Origin of the sequence: Nonomuraea sp. NPDC049158 (assembly GCF_040648335.1) — a bacterium.
In the GTDB taxonomy this organism is placed as follows: Bacteria; Actinomycetota; Actinomycetes; order Streptosporangiales; family Streptosporangiaceae; genus Nonomuraea.
Genome location: NZ_JBEZDM010000030.1, coordinates 43,774 through 63,603, shown reverse-complemented (window position 1 = coordinate 63,603; position 19,830 = coordinate 43,774). Strand labels below are relative to the sequence as shown.

General features: G+C 68.3%; 18 protein-coding genes. 12 read left to right on the top strand and 6 right to left on the bottom strand.

What is annotated here, in order from left to right; genetic code table 11:
• Positions 1-87 precede the first annotated feature (87 nt).
• Positions 88-2,178, top strand: a complete 2,091-nt coding sequence (locus AB0B61_RS42935) for an acyl-CoA dehydrogenase (protein WP_358445160.1) — start codon at positions 88-90, stop codon at positions 2,176-2,178.
• Here the strand turns inward: AB0B61_RS42935 and AB0B61_RS42930 are convergent.
• A complete protein-coding gene (locus tag AB0B61_RS42930; RefSeq protein WP_358445157.1) occupies positions 2,175-2,849 on the bottom strand; it encodes a class F sortase in 675 nt (224 codons plus the stop codon). The two genes, AB0B61_RS42935 and AB0B61_RS42930, sit on opposite strands and share 4 nt — an antisense overlap.
• 76 nt (positions 2,850-2,925) lie before the next feature.
• Positions 2,926-3,423, bottom strand: a complete 498-nt coding sequence (locus AB0B61_RS42925; protein ID WP_358445154.1) for a hypothetical protein — start codon at positions 3,421-3,423, stop codon at positions 2,926-2,928.
• 310 nt (positions 3,424-3,733) lie between these two features.
• Between AB0B61_RS42925 and AB0B61_RS42920 the strand changes: the two genes are divergently transcribed.
• Together AB0B61_RS42920 and AB0B61_RS42915 are read left to right on the top strand one after the other, a co-directional pair.
• Positions 3,734-4,222: a hypothetical protein gene (locus tag AB0B61_RS42920; RefSeq protein ID WP_358445151.1), complete on the top strand. Its 489-nt coding sequence runs from the start codon at positions 3,734-3,736 to the stop codon at positions 4,220-4,222.
• Positions 4,197-5,048: an alpha/beta hydrolase gene (locus tag AB0B61_RS42915; RefSeq protein WP_358445148.1), complete on the top strand. Its 852-nt coding sequence runs from the start codon at positions 4,197-4,199 to the stop codon at positions 5,046-5,048. Before AB0B61_RS42920 ends, AB0B61_RS42915 begins: the two co-directional genes overlap by 26 nt.
• A gap of 46 nt (positions 5,049-5,094) precedes the next feature.
• On the opposite strand, the gene ligD is transcribed toward AB0B61_RS42915, so the two are convergent.
• The 3 genes from ligD to AB0B61_RS42900 form a co-directional block, all read right to left on the bottom strand.
• Positions 5,095-6,102, bottom strand: coding sequence for a non-homologous end-joining DNA ligase (ligD, locus tag AB0B61_RS42910; protein ID WP_358445145.1), 1,008 nt, complete (start codon positions 6,100-6,102; stop codon positions 5,095-5,097).
• 191 nt (positions 6,103-6,293) lie between these two features.
• Positions 6,294-6,521 carry a DUF397 domain-containing protein gene (locus tag AB0B61_RS42905; RefSeq protein ID WP_358445142.1) on the bottom strand — a complete coding sequence of 76 codons (228 nt, stop codon included), beginning with the start codon at positions 6,519-6,521 and terminating at the stop codon, positions 6,294-6,296.
• Between the two features lie 43 nt (positions 6,522-6,564).
• Positions 6,565-7,425, bottom strand: coding sequence for a helix-turn-helix transcriptional regulator (locus tag AB0B61_RS42900; protein ID WP_358445139.1), 861 nt, complete (start codon positions 7,423-7,425; stop codon positions 6,565-6,567).
• Between the two features lie 648 nt (positions 7,426-8,073).
• On the opposite strand from AB0B61_RS42900, the gene AB0B61_RS42895 reads away from it, so the two are divergent.
• Entirely contained in the window at positions 8,074-8,487 is a 414-nt protein-coding gene (locus AB0B61_RS42895) for a hypothetical protein (protein ID WP_358445136.1), read from the top strand.
• A gap of 443 nt (positions 8,488-8,930) precedes the next feature.
• Positions 8,931-9,332 (top strand): peptide-methionine (R)-S-oxide reductase MsrB, encoded by a 402-nt coding sequence (gene msrB, locus AB0B61_RS42890; RefSeq protein WP_358445133.1) that lies wholly within the window; start codon positions 8,931-8,933, stop codon positions 9,330-9,332.
• A gap of 301 nt (positions 9,333-9,633) precedes the next feature.
• Here msrB and AB0B61_RS42885 read toward each other — a convergent pair whose 3' ends face one another.
• Complete coding sequence (locus tag AB0B61_RS42885) at positions 9,634-10,458, bottom strand: patatin-like phospholipase family protein (protein WP_358445130.1); 825 nt, start codon at positions 10,456-10,458, stop codon at positions 9,634-9,636.
• Between the two features lie 647 nt (positions 10,459-11,105).
• Here AB0B61_RS42885 and AB0B61_RS42880 point away from each other — a divergent pair.
• From AB0B61_RS42880 to AB0B61_RS42850, 7 genes are all read left to right on the top strand, one after another.
• A complete protein-coding gene (locus tag AB0B61_RS42880; protein WP_358445127.1) occupies positions 11,106-12,137 on the top strand; it encodes a LacI family DNA-binding transcriptional regulator in 1,032 nt (343 codons plus the stop codon).
• Between the two features lie 136 nt (positions 12,138-12,273).
• Entirely contained in the window at positions 12,274-13,437 is a 1,164-nt protein-coding gene (locus AB0B61_RS42875; RefSeq protein ID WP_358445124.1) for an MFS transporter, read from the top strand.
• Between the two features lie 55 nt (positions 13,438-13,492).
• A complete protein-coding gene (locus AB0B61_RS42870; RefSeq protein ID WP_358445122.1) occupies positions 13,493-14,524 on the top strand; it encodes a LacI family DNA-binding transcriptional regulator in 1,032 nt (343 codons plus the stop codon).
• 235 nt (positions 14,525-14,759) lie between these two features.
• On the top strand, positions 14,760-16,295 hold the full coding sequence (locus AB0B61_RS42865) for an ABC transporter substrate-binding protein (RefSeq protein WP_358445119.1): 1,536 nt from the start codon (positions 14,760-14,762) through the stop codon (positions 16,293-16,295).
• A 16-nt stretch (positions 16,296-16,311) separates the two neighbouring features.
• Positions 16,312-17,253, top strand: coding sequence for an ABC transporter permease (locus tag AB0B61_RS42860; protein ID WP_358445116.1), 942 nt, complete (start codon positions 16,312-16,314; stop codon positions 17,251-17,253).
• The gene (locus tag AB0B61_RS42855) at positions 17,250-18,986 is read left to right on the top strand and encodes a dipeptide/oligopeptide/nickel ABC transporter permease/ATP-binding protein (protein WP_358445113.1); all 1,737 of its coding nucleotides are present in this window, start codon (positions 17,250-17,252) and stop codon (positions 18,984-18,986) included. Before AB0B61_RS42860 ends, AB0B61_RS42855 begins: the two co-directional genes overlap by 4 nt.
• Entirely contained in the window at positions 18,983-19,807 is an 825-nt protein-coding gene (locus tag AB0B61_RS42850; RefSeq protein WP_358445111.1) for an ATP-binding cassette domain-containing protein, read from the top strand. The genes AB0B61_RS42855 and AB0B61_RS42850 overlap by 4 nt, the downstream gene beginning before the upstream one ends.
• The last annotated feature ends 23 nt before the right edge of the window (positions 19,808-19,830 follow it).

Here is a 19,830-nt window from a genome sequence, read left to right as displayed (position 1 = left end):
CGGCCGGCGTAGCACGACGCCGACTGTGCGTGATCCGTTGCCTCTGACCTCTGGAGATCGACACACGGGGCTTCTAGATTCGGTCGCATGGGGATCGGGCTGACCGAGGAACACCGGGCGCTGGCCGCCTCCGTACGCGGGCAGGCCGAGCGGGACACCAGCCACCGGGCGCTGGCCGAGCAGGGAGTGCTCGGGCTGCACCTGCCCGAGGAGTACGGCGGTCAGGGCTACGGGCTACTGGAGCTGGCCGTGGCGCTGGAGGTGCTCGGTGAGCGGCGCGTGCCCGGCGCCTACCTGCCGACCGTGCTCGCCTCGGCGGTGCTGGCGCGGTCCCGGGGGCCGAAGGACCTGCTCGGCGGCCTCGCCGACGGGTCGCTCAGCGCGGCGGTGGCCCTGCACGGTACGGCCGACGGCGACGCGCTGCTCGCCCTGGGCTCCCCCGAGGCCGACGTCTTCCTGCTGCCGGTCGGGGACGGGGAGTGGTCGCTGTTCGAGTGGCAGGACGTCACCGCCGAGCCGTTCGAGAGCGTGGACCTCGATCGGGCCGTGTGCTCGATCGTGGGGTTCACCGGGACGCGGAAGCGGCCGCTCGGTGTCGTACCGGTGCGCGAGGTGGCCGCCGTGCTGCTGGGCGCGGACTCGTGCGGGGTGGCGGCGTGGGCCGTGGCGACGGCCGCCGAGTACGCCAAGGTGCGCGAGCAGTTCGGGCGGCCGATCGGGCAGTTCCAGGGGGTCAAGCACCGGGTGGCGGCGGCGCTGGTGGCGCTGGAGCAGGCACGCGCCGCCGTCTGGGACGCGGCCAGGGCCCTGGACGAGACGATCCCCGCCGCACCGGTCCTTGGTCGTAAGCGGGCCGCGAGCCGTACCGGACCGTGGATGGTCGACGATGAGGCGCGGCTGACGGTCGGGGTGGCGGCGGTCCTGGGGCCCGATGCGGCCGTACGGTGCGCCGCCGACGCGATCCAGATCCTCGGCGGCATCGGCTACACCTACGAGCACGACGCGCATCGCTACTACCGCCGGGCCCTGTCCGACAGGATGCTGGCCAACGATCCGGGCGTGTGGGCCGAGAAGGTGGCCGAGCTCGCCGCCGCGGGGGTGCGGCGGCGCATGGAGCCCGATCTGCCCGAGGAGGCGGCGAAGGTACGCGACACGATTTGGGCGGAGGCGGCGTCCCTGCGGGCGTTGGAGCGGGAAGCCAGGCTGGGGAGGTTCGCCCGGGAAGGGTGGATCATGCCCTACCTCCCGAAGCCGTGGGGCCGGGCGGCGTCACCGTTGGAGCAGGTGATCATCCACCAGGAGTTCCGCGACCTCGGCCGCCCGAACCTCGGCATAGCGGCGTGGGCCGTGCCGTCCATCGTCAAGTACGGCACCCCCGAGCAGGCCGAACGCTTCCTGCCCAGGACGCTCGCCGGCGAGATCGTGTGGTGCCAGCTCTTCAGCGAGCCGGGCGCGGGTTCCGACCTGGCCGGCCTGTCGACGAAGGCGACCCGGGTGGAGGGCGGCTGGTCCCTGACAGGCCAGAAGATCTGGACATCCATCGCCCAGTACGCACATTTCGGGATTTGTCTGGCTAGGACATCGCCCTCAAAACCCAAGCATGAGGGCATCACCTACTTCCTCGTGGACATGGCCACGCCGGGCATCACCATCCGGCCGCTCAAGGAGATCAACGGCGAGGAGATCTTCAACGAGGTGTTCCTGGAGGACGTGTTCGTACCCGATGACCTGGTGGTCGGCGACGTCGACGGCGGCTGGCGCGTGGCCCGCGACACGCTCTCCCACGAACGGGTGGCGCTCGGCGACTCCTGGGGCCCCGGCTCCCAGCACACCGACATGATCGAACTCGTCGGCAAGCTGCCCGACCTCCGGCAGTCCCAGCGCGAACAGGCGGGCCGCCTCTGGGCGGAGGGCCAGGCCATCTCGGCGCTCGGCCTGCGCGTGACACTCTCCCAGCTCTCGGGCACAGACGCGGGTACGGCCTCCAGCGTGCGCAAACTCCTCGGCATGCGCCACGCCCAAGCCGTCTCCGAGTACTGCTGGTCGCTCGACCCGTCGAACGCCCGCTGGTCACGGACGATCCTGACCACCAGGGCGTTCACCATCGGCGGCGGCACCGCCGAGGTCCAGCTGAACATCATCGCCGAACGCGCCCTGGGTCTACCCCGCGATCCCTAGCTTTTCGGATAGTACGGCGCCGCCAGGTGGGCGAACACGATGGTGTTGTCGCGATAGCTGTGGGCCTGCCGGTCAAAGGTCCCCCCGCAGGTCACCAGCCGCAGCCCGGGATAGTCGATCTTCCCGTACACCTTCTTGGCAGGGAAGCTCTTCTTCGGCGTGTGCTCGACCCGGTCCACCACGAACACGGCCACGGACCGGTCGGCCCGCAGCACCTGCACCTGCTCGCCGCGCTTGACGTCCTTGAGTCTCGCGAACACGGCCGGGCCGCTCTTGGTGTCGAGATGACCGGTGATCACGGCGGCGCCGCGCCCGCCGGGGACGGCGCCGTAGCGGTACCAGCCGGCCAGGTTCGGCGGGTCGAAGGGCGGGTTCTGGATCGCCCCGCCGGCGTCGAGGCCGAGCTCCATCAGCGGCGCCGACACGCCGATCGAGGGGATGTAGACGGCCGTGGGCCGCGCGGCCTTCATCGGTTTGGCGACCTTGTCGAGCGGCACGTCCAGGGACGGCAGGCTCGTGGCCTTGAGCGAATGGGGCACCTGGGGTCCGGCGGCCGCCACGGATTCGGGCACGCCGTCGCCGAGCATGCCGTTGATCCCGAACCCGATCAGCAGCACCCCGGCCAGCGACACCACACCCGCCCCGGCCCAGATCAGCTTCGAGCCAGCCACCGTCTCACCGCCCCGCTTCCCATGCCATCGGCCGCTTCAGCGTTGGGCGGCCCGCGCCATCCCCTCCACGCCCGTGTCACCGATGGGCGGCCTGCGCGATCCCTTCCGCGTCCGTGTCGCCCTTGCCGCGCCGCACGGCGAACCCGGTCAGCCCGGCCCCGGCCAGCAGTGCGACGCCACCCGCCGCGAACGGCCACACCGGCGGCTCAGGAACCAGCCCGCCGGCACCCGTCTCGGGATGGCCCTGCGGCATCCGGTGCTCTTCTTCGTCGGCCGGCTTCCACGGCCGGTCGGGCTTTTTCGAGGGCTCCGGCTCACCGGGCGGCGGCGACCACGAGTCGTCCGCCGTGGGCGCACTGGACCAGCTGTCGAGCGGGTTGGGAATGGGCAGGTCGGGCACTGCGAGCGACGGCTGGACCTCGCACGGCAGGATGGGCAGCAGGCACGTGGCACCCGCGTTCGGCTCGTCCTGCGTGGTGGCCGAAGCGGTTCCGATGCCCGCCGCCATGCTCACGCCCCCGACCACGAAGGCCACCAAGGCTCCGGCGGCTGCGAGACGTCGCGCTCTTGTCATTACAAGGCTCCCGAATCGGTTGTCACGCCCCGAGATTGAAAGAGAGCCTTGCGAATTATTAGACCAAGAGTCAAGTAATGTGACCGAAGTGAAATCAGTCACTTACTCTGTGTTGTCACGCGCCCAGAAAACCGCAGGAGCGACGTACAGGCAGTGACCGCAGCCCGAACGGGACCACGACCGCGCCCATCGCGCACATACCCGACCTCCGGCGGACAGGCGCCACTCATATCCGCCGGGTCAGTGAGCGGAAGCGGCTTCGCGATTGGTACTTGACGCACGATAGCAAGTACTTGCTATCGTGCGTCAAGTGAGTACGGGCGAGCACGTCGCGTTGGCCGGTGAGCTGGTCGGACTGATCGAGCGGAGGATCGTCGATCCGTTGGAGATCCTGTTCGGCTCGGACGAACAGGTGGGTCCGGTCAGGGGTCGATTGCGGATCGAGGCCGAAGTGTGGGCCGCGCAGTTGCTGGGACCCGACGACCGGCTCGCGGTTCATATGGCAGCGCGGCTGATCGCGGCGGTCTTTCCCGGAGACGGTCCGTTCGATCCACCCGACGACTGGTGGCGCACGGCCTTCGGCCGGACGGTGGCCAGACGTGTGGGCCACCCGGGCAAGACCGCGGTGCCGTTCGCCACGGCGGGGGCGATGCTGGGCATCACCCGACAGGGCGTTCACGACCTCGTCAAACGCGCGAAGCTCGACCGGCATCCCGACGGCGGGGTGACCACAGAATCCATCCACGAACGGCTGAACCAACCTCAGGAGCGTTATGCCGCACGACGTGACCATCACTGAACACGAAATACCCCTCGCCGCGCGGGACTTAGGCGGGGACGGCGCACCCGTGCTTCTTCTCCACGGGCTCGGCGGCACCCTGGAGGCCTGGGACGCGCTGGAACTTGGAGACCACCGGGCCGTCGCCATGGATCTGCGGGGCCACGGCCTGTCCGGCGATGGGCCATGGGAGTGGGAAAGAGTTCTGGACGACATCGAGGTCGTGGTGCGGCGTTTCGACCTCGGCAACCCGGCAATAGTCGGGCACTCGCTGGGCGGAATGCTCGCCGTACTTTGGGCCCGGCGCCATCCCGGATGCCCGGGCATCGTCAACCTGGACGGACTGCGATCCGCCGAGAACGACCCGGACAACTATCCGGGGATGGATCCGGCCGCGAGGGACCAGGAACTGGCGAAGCTCAAGGCCATGTTCGACGCGCAGGCCGCGAACATGGGCCAACCGCTGTCCGCCGAGTTCCAGGCGATGTTCCCCGCGAGGGCTCTCACCGAGAAGGACGGGCAAACCTACGCCCGGCCCAGCGCGGCACTCCTCGAAGCGGTGCGATACACGCCGGAGTTCCGCGACACGATTCCGCTGCTGCGTCAGGTCACCTGTGCCGCGCTGGTGGTGATCCCGACCCAGGACCCGCCGGGGCTGTCGGGCGGGGAATTGATGGAAGCCTTCCGAAGAGGGGTGCGCCGGGACCTCGCTGACGTGCCGTCCAATATTCAGGTCAAAGAGCTGGATGCCAGCCACAATATGCTCGCCGAGCAGCCGAAGGCGGTCGCCGCGCTCGTGACCGATTTCCTCACGGCCGATAGTCCGGGCAGCGCGTCGCGAGCGTGAATCCGCGGGCCTCCGGGAAGGCCGCCGTCTCGGGGGTGTCGACAGATCAGTCTTGCTCGCTGTCCCTGGCCTTGCTCGGCTGCACGCGCTTGGGCTCACCGGGCATCTTCGGGTAGTTGGGGGGATAGGGCATGTCGCCGCGTTCGTCGCTTTCGTAGCGGTCGAGCAGGGCTTCGAGCGAGTACGCCTGGTCGTCGATGGCGGCGTGGACGTCGCCCAGTTTGGCGAAGCGGGCCGGGACGGTGCGGATGTCGAAGTCGCGCGGGTCGGCGTCCGCCAGCTCGTCCCAGGTGAGCGGGGTGGAGACGGTGGCGTCCGGCCTGGCTCTGACGGAGTAGGCGCTGGCTATGGTGCGGTCGCGGGCGTTCTGGTTGAAGTCGATGAAGACCCGTTCGCCGCGCTCCTCCTTCCACCAGGCGGTCGTGACCAGGCCGGGGTCCCGCGCCTCGACGGCCCTGGCCAGGGCGATGCCCGCGTACCGTACCTGGACGAAGTCCCAGCGCGGCTCGATCCGCACGGCGATGTGTATGCCGCGATTGCCGGAGGTCTTCACGAACCCGGTCATCCCCAGCTCGTCCAGCACCTCGCGGGTCAGGAACGCGGCCTTCCGCGCGGCGTCGAACTCCAGGCCGGGCTGCGGATCGAGGTCGATGCGCAGCTCGTCGGGGTGCTCGGTGTCGGCGGCGCGCACCTGCCAGGGGTGGAAGTCGATGGTGCCGAGGTTGGCGCAGTAGGCGATGGCGGCCACCTCGGTGACGCGCAGGGAATCGGCCTTGCGCCCGCTGGGGAACGTGACGCTCACGGTCTCGAGCCAGTCGGGATGCTTGGGCGGCATCCGCTTCTGGTAGATCGCCGGGCTGTGCACCCCGTCGGGGTGACGTTTCAGGTTGGTCGGCCGATCCTTGAGCGCCCGCAAGGCGCCGTCGCCGACGCTCACGTAGTACTCGACCAGCTCGCGCTTGGTCGCCCCGATCTCCGGGAAGTACACCTTGTCGGGATTTGTGACCTTAACGGTCCGCTCCCCCACCTCAATCTCAACAAACGGTGACGCCATGCCCCCAACCTAACGCGCCTCCGCTGGAGATCGCCTGCGCGCCGTACCTCATTCTCTAGACGATCTTGTACGGCAAGCACGGTGAGCCCCACCCACCGCACGGGGCCGGCGCCTGTCCAGGGAAACGCTCCTCCGGTGGAAGTGGCCGACCGCCGTGACGTGACGGCACGACCACCCGCGTGGAATCCCCCTCAGCCCGCCATGGACGACGGAAGCAGACCTTCCGGGCTGCTCGACTTGATGGCGTCCAGCATGGTGTTCCACTCATCAGTTGAGAAGACGAGCACAGGGCTGGACGGATCCTTCGAGTCACGAACGCCTATGCGCCCATCGGCGAAATCAGCAACCTCTACGCAATTGCCGTTGAAGTTGCTGTACGTGCTCTTGACCCAGTGCGGGGCGCTCACTTTGGACGTCATTTCTTTCCTTATATGTATTTCGGAGGGCCGGTGGCCCGTCTGGCTAGTCGGCGAGCTTGGCCGCGGCTTCGCGGATCAGCCGGATCGACTCCTCTGGCCCGAGAGATGCTTGAATCAGATGTTGCATCATGCGGTTGTGCTGATGAGTCTCATCTTCCGCATAGATGAATGACCCACCAAGGAGCGACTCCGCGTACGTGACCTCCGGATGTACGAGACCACCTAATGATTCGTCGGGGCCGAAGCGGAGCTGTGTCAGAGATGCGGCCCCCAGGAGTGGATAGGGTTTGCTGAGCTCCAAAACTTGGATCGTGACATTGGGCAGTTTGGCCATTTTCACCAGATGGTCCAACTGAGACCGCATAAGAGCAGGTCCCCCCACGGGCCGAAGCAGGACCGCTTCATCGAAAATGGCGATGAGCTCTAATGGGTCGGGGCCGGTCAGTAGCTCCTGGCGTTGCGATCGAACCTGGCGCCGCAATCTTAATGCGCCCGGCGGGAGCGCGAAATGCTCTAGGCCGACGCTGTTAACGGCATCCATATAGGCATCAACTTGCAGCAATCCCGGCATGACCCCCATCTCCCAGTTCACCACGCTCTTGGCTTCGTGTTCGAGGCCGATGTACTGGATATAGGAATCGGGCAGCGCTTTGACGTGCTGATCCCACCAGTTGCGCTGCGTCGCTTGCCTGGCGAGCTGGATGAACGTGCCCTGCTCAGAACTTGGCACGCCGTAGTAATCGATCAGGGCCTGCACATCAGATGGGGACGGCCTGATCAGGGCCGATTCCATCCGAGAGAACTTCGCCGTGGACCACCCCAGGTCCTTCGCGACCGTGGGGCCGGTCAGTGCGGCGTCGGCCCGCAGGCGGCGAAGCTCTCCTGCCAGCAGTCGATGTCGCACTACGTTACTGATCCGATTCACAAAGCGGCCCTTCCCCGCCGATGGGCTTGGCAATCCTCTCCGAATGACTCGAGTTAACTTCCCCTGAACATGCCGGATGTACTTCCTGTGGAAATTGCACAGAGCTCCTCTGCGGAGCATCCTCAGAGTATCTCAGGGACCAGCCGGCACGCGGGAGGCAGCCAAGACAAAGCTCCGGAGTTTGTGCAGGCGCCCCCGCGCCGCAGTGACCAGCGGTTACACGATCAAGGCCGAGTCGGCGGATGCCCCCGCCAACCCGGCCTCACGGCAGATCCCACCCGGTACGAGACAGGACGTGCTCTGTGAGCGAGCCTAACAAACGCCCCTCCAAGAAGCTCAGCGCTTTACTCGACCGCCTGCTCTGGCGAAACGCCGACGCGTCCGCCAGTTCCGCAGGCCTGCGAATCGCGGAGGCGAGATGGTACAGACGGGTGTACCGCGACCCCCGCTTCGATCGGCTCCCCAGCCAACGCGCCATGGACCCACCTGACATCCCCGTTCCCGGCGGGCGCGTCCCGGCCCAACTGCCCTTTCGGCTCGGGTGAGGGCGGGCATCCCCGTAACCATCCGCATATTCCGGCGGCGACGGGATGGCGGGCGGTAGCGGGGCGGATCTGGCGCTGGCGGATGGAACTCGCCGCATCCGGGACCGCTGCCGTGGCCATCGACCTGCTCTCCGTAGCTCTGGGCTGGGGAACGACCATATGGGTGGTCACTGGAGCGGTCGCCGCGTGCCTGGGCACGCCGCCCATCCGCCTCGATCTCCTGCGCCGTGCCAGGTCACTTCTGGTCCGGCACCGCTTTCAAGGGCTCTGTCTGAGAACCTCGCTGCGCACGACCCACGGCCGGCTTCCGCTCGTCCTTCACACCACGCGTGCCGGAGCCGACGTGCTCATGCTCATCTGGTGCCGATCGGGGATGACCCTGGAGCTGTTCGAGAGCTACCGCGAAGAGATCAAGGTCGCCTGCTACGCCAAGGACGTCGGCATCACGGCCCATGCGCGATGGAGCCATGTCCTGGTTCTGGAGATCTTGTTCTGAGGGTCGGCATGCGGGCTTCCACGCGGGTGGCTGTGCCGTCACGTCACGGTGGCCGGCCACCTCCACCGGAGGAGCGTTCCCCTGGACAGGGCCCAGCCCCGTGCGGCGACTGGGGCCCACCGGGCTTGCCGTAAAGAAAAAATAGTCATGGGGTGAGGTGGTCCGGCCCGGAGCGGGCGCGGTGGCGGGACCGGCGCTCGACGGGACGGACCGAAAGATCACTCGCCACCGTTCCGGGCGCTGGCGCGCCACCCGGCCGGTCTTCGGATCGCCGGCGGCGCCAGCACGGGCGTGGGCTGTGCCGCGCAGGCGATCCGGCGAGTGACCTCACCTCTGGGCAGGAGGTGATGACACCCCCTTGTCGTCAAAGACGCAAATTGGCCCCAGAAGGGATGCTTCACCCGACGGAGATCTCTTTTTGCCGGATCTCGTACGCTGGAAGCATGGAAAAGGTGGTCAAGAGCGATGCCGAGTGGCGGATCCAGCTCTCTCCCGATGAGTTCCACGTGCTCAGGGAGGCGGGCACCGAGCGCCCGTTTACCGGCGAGTACGTCGACACCAAGACCGAGGGCGTCTACTCCTGCCGGGCGTGCGGGGCCGAGTTGTTCCGGTCGGACACGAAGTTCGAGTCGCACTGCGGGTGGCCGAGCTTCTTCCAGCCGTCGGAATCGGACGCGGTGCGGCTGATCGAGGACGCCAGCCACGGCATGGTGCGGACCGAGGTGCGTTGCGCGCGGTGCGACTCTCATCTGGGGCACGTCTTCCACGGCGAGGGGTACGCCACGCCCACGGACGACCGTTATTGCATCAATTCTGTGTCCTTGCGGCTCGAACCCAGCGCGTGAACGACCGGCGACACCGCGTATCGAGCGCGTGGAGCGGGTAAGTACTCCGCTGTGAATCTTGTTCATCTTCGTCACCGCTGGCACACGATCGAGGCCATCGGCCGCGTCGTGACCCAGCGGTGCGAAGTGTGCTTCAAGACCCGCACGCGCGTGCGCTAGCTCTCCCGGCGGCCAGGGACGAGCACGAGTTCGGTCACGTCCACGACTCGGGCGATCATGTCTATGACACGGCGAGGCGAGCGGTCATGTTCACGACGCTTCGAGGCGGGCGGTCATATCCACGACGTGGCGACGCGGGCGGTCAGGTCCAAAGCGCGGCGACGCGAGCGACGAGGGCGGCGCCCTGGGCGTAGCCGGCCTCGGCGCTGGCGCCCCGCACATCGGGGTCGAGAGGGTCGGCGCCGACCGCCGCCACGGACGCCTCGTCGGGCTCGATCACCTCGACCTTTCCGCCCGTCACCGCGGACTCGGAGCCGAGCTCGGGCATCGGGGCGAGGATGAGGATCCGGTCGTAACCGGAGGCGAGGTCGGCGTTGGTGATCGAGCGCATGCCGCCGTCGATGTACCGCACGCCGTCGATCGTCACCGGCGGCCAGACGCCCGGGATCGCGCAGCTCGCCGCGACAGCGTCGACCAGCGCCACGCCCGAACCGGGCCCGAACAGGGCGGGCTCGCCCGTGACCGCGTCCACGGCCACGATGACGAGGTCGCGCTCCGGCCAGGTGTGGACGGGCAGGCGCGCCTCGATCACCCGGCGGCGTTCGGGCTCACCGACGGTGTCCGCGGCCAGGGCCAGCGCGCCGAACCTGCGCCGCTGCTCGGCCGGGTCCTCCGTGCTCTCGTAGACCCCCTGCATGGTCGCCCACAGCTGGTCCATGGGGACGCCGCTCTGGAGCTCGGGAGCCTGGAGAGCGGGGTTGGTCTGGCGTTCGAGGAGGTCAGGCAGCGGCAGGCCGCTGGTGACCTGCGCGGCGACGGCGGATCCCGCCGAGGTGCCGATGACCTTGTCGGCGGAGGCGGCCACGTCCACTCCCCCGGCGGCCAGGCCGGCCAGCACGCCGGTGGTCCACGCGATCCCGGCGACCCCGCCGCCGCCCATCACCAGTGCCCGCTTGATCTCGCTCATATGAAGGCCTCTCGCTCGCTACCGAAGATGACGTAAGCCCCAACGAGCCGCGAGCCGATCGTCTTCCTGGTGGAGGTAGCCGGGCTACCCCAGGGGCTTCGTCACGCGACCGTCTCAATCCCTGCGGCGGTCTGTGGTGGCTGGGGCCCCACTTGAATCGGGTGCGGAGCCAGATGATCAGGGCGGCCAGGGTGACGGTGCCGAGGAAGATGTAGGCGCGTTTGATGCCCCTATGGATGTCAAGCGGCTGAAGCGGCGGCTTTGGTGCGTTGTGGGTTGCGGATCATCCGGTAGATGTCGCGGGCGATGTAGCGTTTGAGGCAGCGGATCGCTTCGCGGCGAGCCGGCCGGCCTTCTCGGCGAGCGTCCGTTCCTCGCGCGGCAGCTCGGTGACCGGCAGATGGGGAGCGCGGTGGTCCTCCGCCGATGTGGTCAATGCTGGTCCTTCCGTCGAGGAGAACTTGTGCGGTGCGAGGGGCGCGGGCGGCGTGCGGAAAGACATAGGACGCGCAGAGGCGACCGACAACCTGCCTCGCGCGTGTGCAACGTTCTACTCCGCACTTTAGGAAGCGCACCAAATCGGTGTCAACCGGGCTCCGCCAGTCGCGCGGACAACGCGTTGGGGGCGTCTCTGTAGCATGTGCCGCGTGGAGAACCATTCCGAGATCCGCAGGGTGACGATCCAGGATGTCGCCAGGGAGACAGGGGTCTCGGTCTCGGCCGTCTCCAAGGTGGTGCGTGACGCCTACGGTGTGAGCCCGCAGATGCGCGAGAAGGTCTCCGAGGCGATCGAGAGGCTGGGCTATCGGCCGCACACAGGGGCGCGCGCCATGCGGGGCCGCTCCTACACGATCGGGGTCATGGTCGCGGAGCTGTCGGCGCCCTTCCAGCCGGAGATCGTCGAGGGTATCAGCGAAGAACTGGAGAGCACCCCATACCAGGAGGTCCTCGTCACCGGCCTGGCCCCCGACCGTCAGCTTCGCAGGATCGAGGCGCTCATCGACCGGCAGGTCGATGGGCTCATCCTCATCACGCCCTGGATGAGCACGCCCTGGCTGGAGGCACTCGGGGCCAAGCTGCCCACCGTGGTGATCGCCCGCCACGGCGGCGCGGACAACTTCGACACCATCGTGGACGACGACCATCTGGGCGCGCGTCTGATGGTCGATCACCTGGTCGGCCTGGGTCATCGGCGGATCGTGCACGTCAGCCACCCATCGGGCGGTCTGACCCGGCCGCACGTGCTCTCGCACACCGCACGCTGCGACGGCTACGCCGAGGCCATGAAGCGCCATGGGCTGGAGCCCGACATCATCGAGACCGCCTACTCCGAACCGGGCGGATACGACGCGGCGGTGCAGGCCCTCACCAGGCCCGAGCCGCCGACCGCGATCTTCGCGGGCGCGGATATCGCGGCGCTGGGCGTCCTGCGCGCTGCCGAGGAGCGGAATCTCCAGGTCCCGCAGGATCTCACGGTCACCGGGTACGACAACATCTACGTCTCCACCATCGGCCGGGTCTCGCTCACGACGGTCGACCAGTCGGGCCGGCTCACCGGGGCGAAAAGCGCGAGGATGCTGCTCGAAAGACTGGAAGGCCGCACCAGGCCCGTGCACTACGTCATCGTGCCGCGCCTCGTTCCGCGCGGCACCAGCGCGCCCCCGCCTGTCAGGCCTTGAGCCAAGGATTTGACACGTCTTGGTGGACGATTCTACGCTCCGGCGTAGAACGTTACACATCGGTACCAGACCGGTCCTGGGCGGGCCCCGGATGATTCGGCATCGGGCCGCGCCATCCACTTGAGGAAGACCAGGAATGTCCGCCTTCCGGGACCTGTTTCGCGTGCCGTCGTTCGCATGGCTGTTCGGCACCTCCATCATCGGCCGTTTCCCTCAGGGCATGGTCGGGCTCGCGCTGATGATGCTCATCACCCAGACGTCGAGCTATGCGGTCTTCAGCGCGGTTTCGGCGGCCACGACAGCCGGGGCGTTCATCGCGGGTCCCGCGCTGAGCCGGCTGGCCGACGCCAGAGGGCATCGCCGGGTGCTGCAGATCAGCGCGGTTCTCCACGCCGGCGGGACGTGCGCCCTTGCGCTGGTGCCGCACGACCCGCCGCTGCTCATCGCGGTCGCCTTCCTGGTCGGAGTGTCGGCACCGCCCTTGACCGCCTCGCTCCGAGCCGTGCTGCCCGTCCTGGTCGGCCCGGACAGGCGACGGAGCGCCTACGCGATGGAGGCGACGGCGCAGGAGATCACGTTCGTCCTCGGCCCTCCCGTCGCGGCGCTCGCCTCCTCCCTGGGAGGCCCCCGCCTGGCCATCTTCGTGGCAGCGGCGTTCGTCCTCGCCGGAACCGTCGGCTATGCCCGGGATCGCAACGCCGAGCTGTCCCGGCCGCCCGCCGACAGGCCGCGAGAGGAACGGGCCGGGTTGGGCGCGGTCCTGCGAATACCGGGTCTGGCCAGGCTGCTGGGCGGCACCGCGCTGCTGACCTGCGCGCTGGCCGCACAGGTCCTGGGGGTCGCCGCGCTGGTCAGCGGGGCGAGCGTCTCAGCCGACGCGGGCCTCGTCATGGCCGTCGGCAGTCTCGGATCGCTGGTGGGTGGACTGCTCTACGGGTCGGTTCGCCGCCGCGCGATCCAACCGCGACACCTGCTGCTGCTCGTGTCGACGGGCCTCTTCGTCCTGGCCTTGGCGCCTGACACGGGCGTGCTCAGCGTGGTGCTGTTTCTCTGGGGCGGCACCGTCGCGCCGACCATGTCCAGACTGTTCGAACGGCTGTCGGAGCTCGTTCCCGCCGGATCCGCCACGGAGGCGTTCGGCTGGATGGGCAGCGCACTGGCGATCGGAAACGCCGTGGGGACCTTGTTCGCGGGGCTGCTGGTCGACGGCTTCGGTTCGCATGCCGCCCTGCCGGCCGCCGCCGTCATCGCACTCCTGGGCGCGCTCGTCGTGCCTCCTGGCGGAGAACGGCCGGCGTGACGGCAACGTCCAACCCTGCCGGAGAGAACGTTCTACGCTCGGGTAGGCTCCCTTCGTGACCCAACCCGAGACCCGGCGTGTGACGATCCAGGATGTCGCGAAAGCGGCCGGGGTCTCCATGTCCGCCGTCTCGAAGGTACTCCGCCAGGCCTACGGGGTCAGTCCACAGATGCGGCAGAAGGTCACCGAGGCCATCGAGAGGCTCGGCTACCGCCCGCACGCGGGGGCGCGGGCGATGCGGGGGCGCTCTTTCACGATCGGCGTGCTGATCGCGGACCTGGGCTCCCCTTTTCAGCTGGAGATCTCCGCGGGGATCGGGGCGGAGTTGGAGCCCAGCCCCTATCAGGAGATCCTCATCGGAGCGAGCCCATCCGAGGCACGACAGCGCGGCAGCGTGGAGGCGCTCATCGACCGGCAGGTCGATGGCCTCATCCTGGTCGCCCCTTGGGTGGAGACCTCCTGGCTGGAGGCCTTAGGTGCGAAGATCCCCACGGTCGTCATCGCCCGGCACGGCGGCGGGGACAACTTCGACACCATCGTGGACGACGACTACGAGGGCGCGCGGCTGATGGTCAACCATCTCGTGGGGCTCGGTCACCGCCGGATCGTCCATACCGGTCACTCCGCTCTCGGCCTGACGCCGCCGCACGTGCTGGCGCACACTGCACGACGCGAAGGCTATGTCGCCGCGATGAGGAGACACGGGCTCGTCCCGGACGTGATCGAGACCTCCTATTCCGAGGAGGGCGGCCACGAGGCGGCACTGCTGGCGCTGGCCGGGCCGGAACCGCCCACGGCGGTGTTCGCCGGCGCGGACATCGCAGCGCTCGGCGTCCTGCGTGCCGCCGAGGAGCGAGGTCTGACCGTGCCGGACCGACTTTCGGTGACCGGATATGACAACACCTTCATCTCCACGATCGGTCGTGTCGCTCTGACGACCATCGATCAGTCGGGGCGCCATACCGGTTCGATCAGCGCCCGTCTTCTGCTGGAGCGCATCGACGGCCGCCCTAGGCCGGTGCACTACATCATCGCGCCGAGGCTCATCCCCCGCGCCACCAGCGGTCCCGCTCCCGCCGAGCGCTGATCGTCCACGCTCGTCTGGCAAGAGAATTTGAGGCAACGTTCTACGAGAAGTCGCCTCTGTCTTTTCTTAATAGTTACTACCAGGTTTCATGCGCACTCTTGACGGGCTGCAAGGCGGCTCCCTACAGTCCTCGGCGTAGAACGTTGCACATGCCGAAGCATTCAAGTCCTCTTGATCGCCTCCTGCTCCCGCAGACCGAGTGCCCACTTCGGCGGCAGCCTGAAGGAGTCCCCCTATGCGACGTAACAAGCCAGCACTCATCGCCTCGGCATCGGCACTCGCCGTCCTGCTGGCCGGGTGCACCGGAGAGTCGGCGACAAGCACCGGCCCTGCCGGCGGCGGCACCACCAAGACGGCCAAGGACACGCTCACGCTGGGCATGTCGGCCGACATCCAGGGCTGGGACCCGTCGAACCAGCCGAGTTACCAGGGCTGGGCGGGGGAGGCCGCGTGGGACACCCTCGTCAAGTGTGACGCCTTCGGCAAGCCCGAGGCCGACATCGCCGACAAGTGGTCGATCACTGAGGACAACAAGTCGTTCACGGCGCACATCCGGGAGGGCATGAAGTTCTCCGACGGGACGCCGGTCGACTCCGCCGCCGTCGAGGCCACATTCAAGTACATAAGCGCTCACGGCGGAGCCCAGGCCGACTATGAGGGCATCAAGTTCGACACCCCCGATCCGCAGAACATCACGATCACCTGGCCGGAGCCGCAGCCGATGATCGTCACCCGGGTCTGCAACCCGAAGGTCACGACCAAGGCGATCCTGGACTCCGGGAAGGTGAATGACACCCCGGTCGGCTCGGGCCCCTACGTCCTCGACACGGCCGGCACCACGCGCGGCTCGGTGTACGCGTTCACCAAGAACGACCAGCACTGGAACGCGGCCAATTACCCGTACAAGAAGCTCGTCGTCAAGGTCATCGAGAGCGAGACCGCCACCGTCAGCGCGCTCAAGACCAAGCAGATCGACGGGGCTCTGATCACCCCGCAGAGCTACAACGAGATCACGGCATCGGGCCTGAAGGTGCAGATGATGCAGGGTCAGACGACCCGCCTGCTGCTCACCGACCATCTGGGCAAGAAGATCCCGGCTCTCGGCGACGTGCGGGTGCGCCGGGCGATCAACATGGTGTTCGACCGCGAGGCCATGGTGAAGAACCTCTACCAAGGCCACGGCAAGCCGTCGTACCAGATCTTCCGCCCGGGCAGCGACGCCTACATCGAGGGCTTGCAGGACCCCTACCCGTTCGACGTCGCCAAGGCCAAAGCGCTCATGGCCGAGGCCGGCTACGAGAAGGGCTTCGCGCTGGAGCTGCCGACGATGGCGGGCCAGAACCACGAGAAGCTGATGCCGTACGTGACGCAGCAGCTCGCCCAGCTCAACATCACCGTCAAGCAGGTTCCGCTGTCCGGCGCGAACGCGATCGGCGACCTGCTCAGCGGCACCTACCCGGTGGTGTTCTGGCAGCTCGGCAACCTCGGCCAGTCGCTGCAGGACATCGACGTCGTGGTCCGCTCGTCCGGCTACTGGAACCTCATGCACCAGCCCGACGCCACCGTGGACAAGCACTGGAAGCAGATCGTCACCGGCGACGCGGCCCAGAAGAAGGCCGCCCAGCAGGAGATCAACCGGTACATCATCGACCAGGCCTGGTTCGCCCCGATGGTCAACCCGGACGGCTTCTACGCGCACAGCCCCGACGTCACCGTCGACAAGGTCTCCGACGTCGAGGCGCTGACCCCGAAGCTGCGCGACTTCAAGTAGCCGGGAGAACACACAGATGGCACTCACGCTGCTCAAGAACCTCGTACGCTCGCTCGCCGTACTGCTGGTGGTCACCTTCGCCACCTTCTCTCTCACGTTCGGCAACGGACCGGGTATCGCGCGGGCGGTGCTCGGGATGAACGCCAGACCCGAGGACGTCCAGCGTGAGGTCATCGCCCTGGGACTCGACCAGCCGCTCCTCGTTCAGTACGGGAACTGGCTGAAGGGGGCACTCTCCGGTGACCTCGGCGCGTCGTTCTACACGGGGCAGACCGTGACGAACGCCCTCTCGTCCAGGGTGCCGGTGACGCTCGCCATCGTGGTCATCACCCTCGTCCTGACGGCCGCGCTCAGCGTGCTCCTCGGTGTCACCGCGGCCGTCAAGGGCGGATGGGTGGACCGGGTGCTGCAGTTCCTGTCGGTGCTGGGCACCGCCGTGCCGGCGTTCATCGTGGCCATCGTCCTGGTCTTCGCCTTCGCCATCGCCTGGCGGGTGCTGCCGGCCACCGGATATGTCTCGCCCGAGATCAGCCTCTCCGGCTGGCTGGCGTCCGTGACGCTGCCGGTCGTCGCGCTGCTGATCGGGTCGATGGCCAGCGCCGCCGCGCAGTTCCGCACGGCGGTGCTGGACACGCTGAGCCGCGACTACGTCCGCACGCTGCGGGCGCGCGGCATCAGCGAGCGGCACGTCATCTTCCGGCACGTGCTGCGCAACTCGGCCGCTCCCGGTCTGACGGTGCTCAGCCTGACGACCTTCAGCCTGCTGGGCGGCGCGGTCTTCATCGAGCAGGTGTTCGCCCTGCCGGGCATGGGCCAGCTCGCCAACCAGTCGGCCCAGATCAACGACGTGCCCATGGTCATGGGCACCGTACTCGTCACCATCGTGATCGTCCTGGTCGTCAATTTTCTCGGCGATCTGGCTACGACGGTCCTGAACCCGAAGGCGAGGACCCGATGACCGAGAACCCCCGGCGCGGAGTGCTCGTCCGCCTTCTGCGCAACCCGCAGGGCGCCATCTGCCTGGTCTACCTGCTGCTCGTCGTCCTGGTCGCCGTCACGAGCCCGTGGCTGGCCCCGACGGGCCCGTCGGTCACCGAGCTCGACGCCACCAGCGCCCCGCCGTTCACCGCCGGACACCTGCTCGGCGGCGACGGCGCGGGCCGCGACATCCTGTCCCGGCTGATGTGGGGCTCACGCCAGACCGTGCTCGCCTGCCTCATCATCCTGGCGGTGTCGGTGGTGACCGGTGTCCTCTCCGGCCTGGCGGCGGGCTTCTACCGGGGGCGCTTCGAGGCGGGCGCGAGTTTCGTGGCCGACGTGATCATGTCGCTGCCGGGCGTCGTCCTGCTGATCGCCCTCTACGCCCTCACCGGCCCGAACATCCCGGTCGCCATGGCCGCGTTCGGGCTGATCCTCGCGCCCACGTACTACCGCCTCGTCCGCAGCGTCGTGCTGGGGGTTCGCAACGAGCTGTACGTGGACGCGGCGCGCGTGGTCGGCTTGCCCGACCTGCGCATCGTCGGCCGGCACGTGCTGTGGGCGGTGCGCGCGCCGGTGATCATCCAGAGCTCGTTCGTGCTCGCGTCCGGCATCGGGATCGAGGCCGGGATCTCGTTCCTCGGGCTCGGCGACCCCGCCGCGGCGTCGTGGGGCATCGTGCTGCAGGAGTCGTTCAACGGCATCTACAACAATCCCACGGCCGTCGTGTGGCCCGCGCTCGTCATCAGCCTCACCATCCTGGCGCTGGTCCTGCTCGGCAACGCGCTCAGCGACGTCCTGCAGGCCTCGGCCCGCAGCAAGCCGCTGTCTCCGCGGGCCCGGCGCGCGGTGCTGAAGGCGGCGCGGCGCGAGGAGGTGGAGGAGGACTCCATCCTGGTGGGCAGCTCCGACGACGTCGTGCTGTCCATCCGCGCCCTGCGGGTCGCCTACCCGGTGGGCGGCGAGATCCGCGAGGTCGTCCACGGTGTCGATCTGGACGTGCGGCGCGGGGAGATCCACGGCCTGGTCGGCGAGTCGGGGTCGGGCAAGTCCCAGGTCGCCTTCTCCACGCTCGGCATCCTGCCGCGCGAGGCGCTCATCCTTGGCGGCAGCGTGCTGCTCGGCGGCGACGACCTGCTGGAGGACGGGGTGAAGATGCGCGCGGCCCGCGGGCGGCGCATCGCGTACGTCCCGCAGGAGCCCATGTCGAATCTGGACCCGTCATTCACCATCGGCAAGCAGCTCGCCTACGGCCTGCGGGCGGTGACCTCGCTGAGTGCGCAGCAGGCGCGGGAGCGGCTCGTGGAGCTGCTCACCCGCGTCGGCATCAACGATCCGGGGCGCGTCATGGGTCTGTACCCGCACGAGATCTCGGGCGGCATGGCGCAGCGAGTGCTCATCTGCGGTGCCGTCGCCGCCGACCCGGACGTCATCGTCGCCGACGAGCCCACCACCGCCCTCGACGTCACGGTTCAGGCGGAGGTCCTGGAGCTGCTGCGCGAGCTCAGCCGCGAGCGTGGCCTGGCCATGATCCTGGTGACGCACAATCTCGGGGTCGTGGCCGACCTGTGTGACGTCGTGAGCGTGATGAAGGAAGGCCGCATCGTCGAGCGGGCCGATGTCGAGACGCTCTTCGAGTCGCCGCGGGAGGCGTACACGAAGGAGCTGCTGTCCTCCTCGCGCAGTGTCGAGCTGATGGAGATCCAACCATGACGCAACCCCTGCTGCAGGTCCGTGACCTGGTGGTCCGATTCGGCGGGCGCGGCAAGAGCGCGACCACCGTCATCGACGGTGTCTCCTTCGACCTGGCGTCCGGGGAGACGCTCAGCCTCGTTGGCGAGTCCGGGTCCGGCAAGACCACGATCGGCCGCGCCATTCTGGGCCTCGCCCCGGTCACCTCGGGGAGCATCGGCTTTCGCGGGCAGACCATCAGCGGTGTGTCCCGGGCGCGCCGCCGCGAGCTGGCCCGCGACCTTCAGGTGGTCTTCCAGGACCCCTACTCCTCGCTCAACCCGTCCATGACGGTCGGGGACATCCTGGTCGAGCCGCTCGCCGCCGCCGGCGTCGCGGGCGGTCGTGCCCGGGTCCGGGAGTTGCTGGACGCGGTCGGTCTGCCCACGGATGCCGCCGCCAGGTATCCGCGAGAGTTCTCCGGCGGGCAACGACAGCGGGTGGCCATTGCCCGCGCGCTCGCCCTCGACCCGGCGGTGATCGTCTGCGACGAGCCGACGAGCGCGCTGGACGTCACCACCCAGGCTCGTGTCCTGCGGCTGTTCAAGGACATCCAGCAGGCGACCGGTGTGGCCTACCTGTTCATCAGTCATGACCTGGGCGTGGTCAACCAGATCAGCGACCGGATCGCGGTCCTGCACCACGGGAAGATCGTGGAAATCGGTGACGCGCGCCAGGTGGCCACCGCACCGCGGCACGAGTACACGCGCCGGTTGCACATGGCCGCGCCGGTCGCCGACCCGGCCAAGCAGCGCGAACGGCGCGAGCTGCGCCAAGCCCTGCCGGCTGAGGGCCGGTCCTGACGCTTCACGTACATTATGGAGTT

Bases quoted from the DNA above. Each gene is read 5' to 3' on its own strand.
- AB0B61_RS42915 (WP_358445148.1), top strand. From the start codon at position 4,197: ATGCCGCACGACGTGACCATCACTGAACACGAAATACCCCTCGCCGCG.
- AB0B61_RS42925 (WP_358445154.1), bottom strand. From the start codon at position 3,423: ATGACAAGAGCGCGACGTCTCGCAGCCGCCGGAGCCTTGGTGGCCTTC.
- ligD (WP_358445145.1), bottom strand. From the start codon at position 6,102: ATGGCGTCACCGTTTGTTGAGATTGAGGTGGGGGAGCGGACCGTTAAG.
- AB0B61_RS42865 (WP_358445119.1), top strand. From the start codon at position 14,760: ATGCGACGTAACAAGCCAGCACTCATCGCCTCGGCATCGGCACTCGCC.
- AB0B61_RS42860 (WP_358445116.1), top strand. From the start codon at position 16,312: ATGGCACTCACGCTGCTCAAGAACCTCGTACGCTCGCTCGCCGTACTG.
- AB0B61_RS42905 (WP_358445142.1), bottom strand. From the start codon at position 6,521: ATGACGTCCAAAGTGAGCGCCCCGCACTGGGTCAAGAGCACGTACAGC.
- AB0B61_RS42875 (WP_358445124.1), top strand. From the start codon at position 12,274: ATGTCCGCCTTCCGGGACCTGTTTCGCGTGCCGTCGTTCGCATGGCTG.
- AB0B61_RS42895 (WP_358445136.1), top strand. From the start codon at position 8,074: ATGGAACTCGCCGCATCCGGGACCGCTGCCGTGGCCATCGACCTGCTC.
- AB0B61_RS42885 (WP_358445130.1), bottom strand. From the start codon at position 10,458: ATGAGCGAGATCAAGCGGGCACTGGTGATGGGCGGCGGCGGGGTCGCC.
- msrB (WP_358445133.1), top strand. From the start codon at position 8,931: ATGGAAAAGGTGGTCAAGAGCGATGCCGAGTGGCGGATCCAGCTCTCT.
- AB0B61_RS42855 (WP_358445113.1), top strand. From the start codon at position 17,250: ATGACCGAGAACCCCCGGCGCGGAGTGCTCGTCCGCCTTCTGCGCAAC.
- AB0B61_RS42850 (WP_358445111.1), top strand. From the start codon at position 18,983: ATGACGCAACCCCTGCTGCAGGTCCGTGACCTGGTGGTCCGATTCGGC.
- AB0B61_RS42935 (WP_358445160.1), top strand. From the start codon at position 88: ATGGGGATCGGGCTGACCGAGGAACACCGGGCGCTGGCCGCCTCCGTA.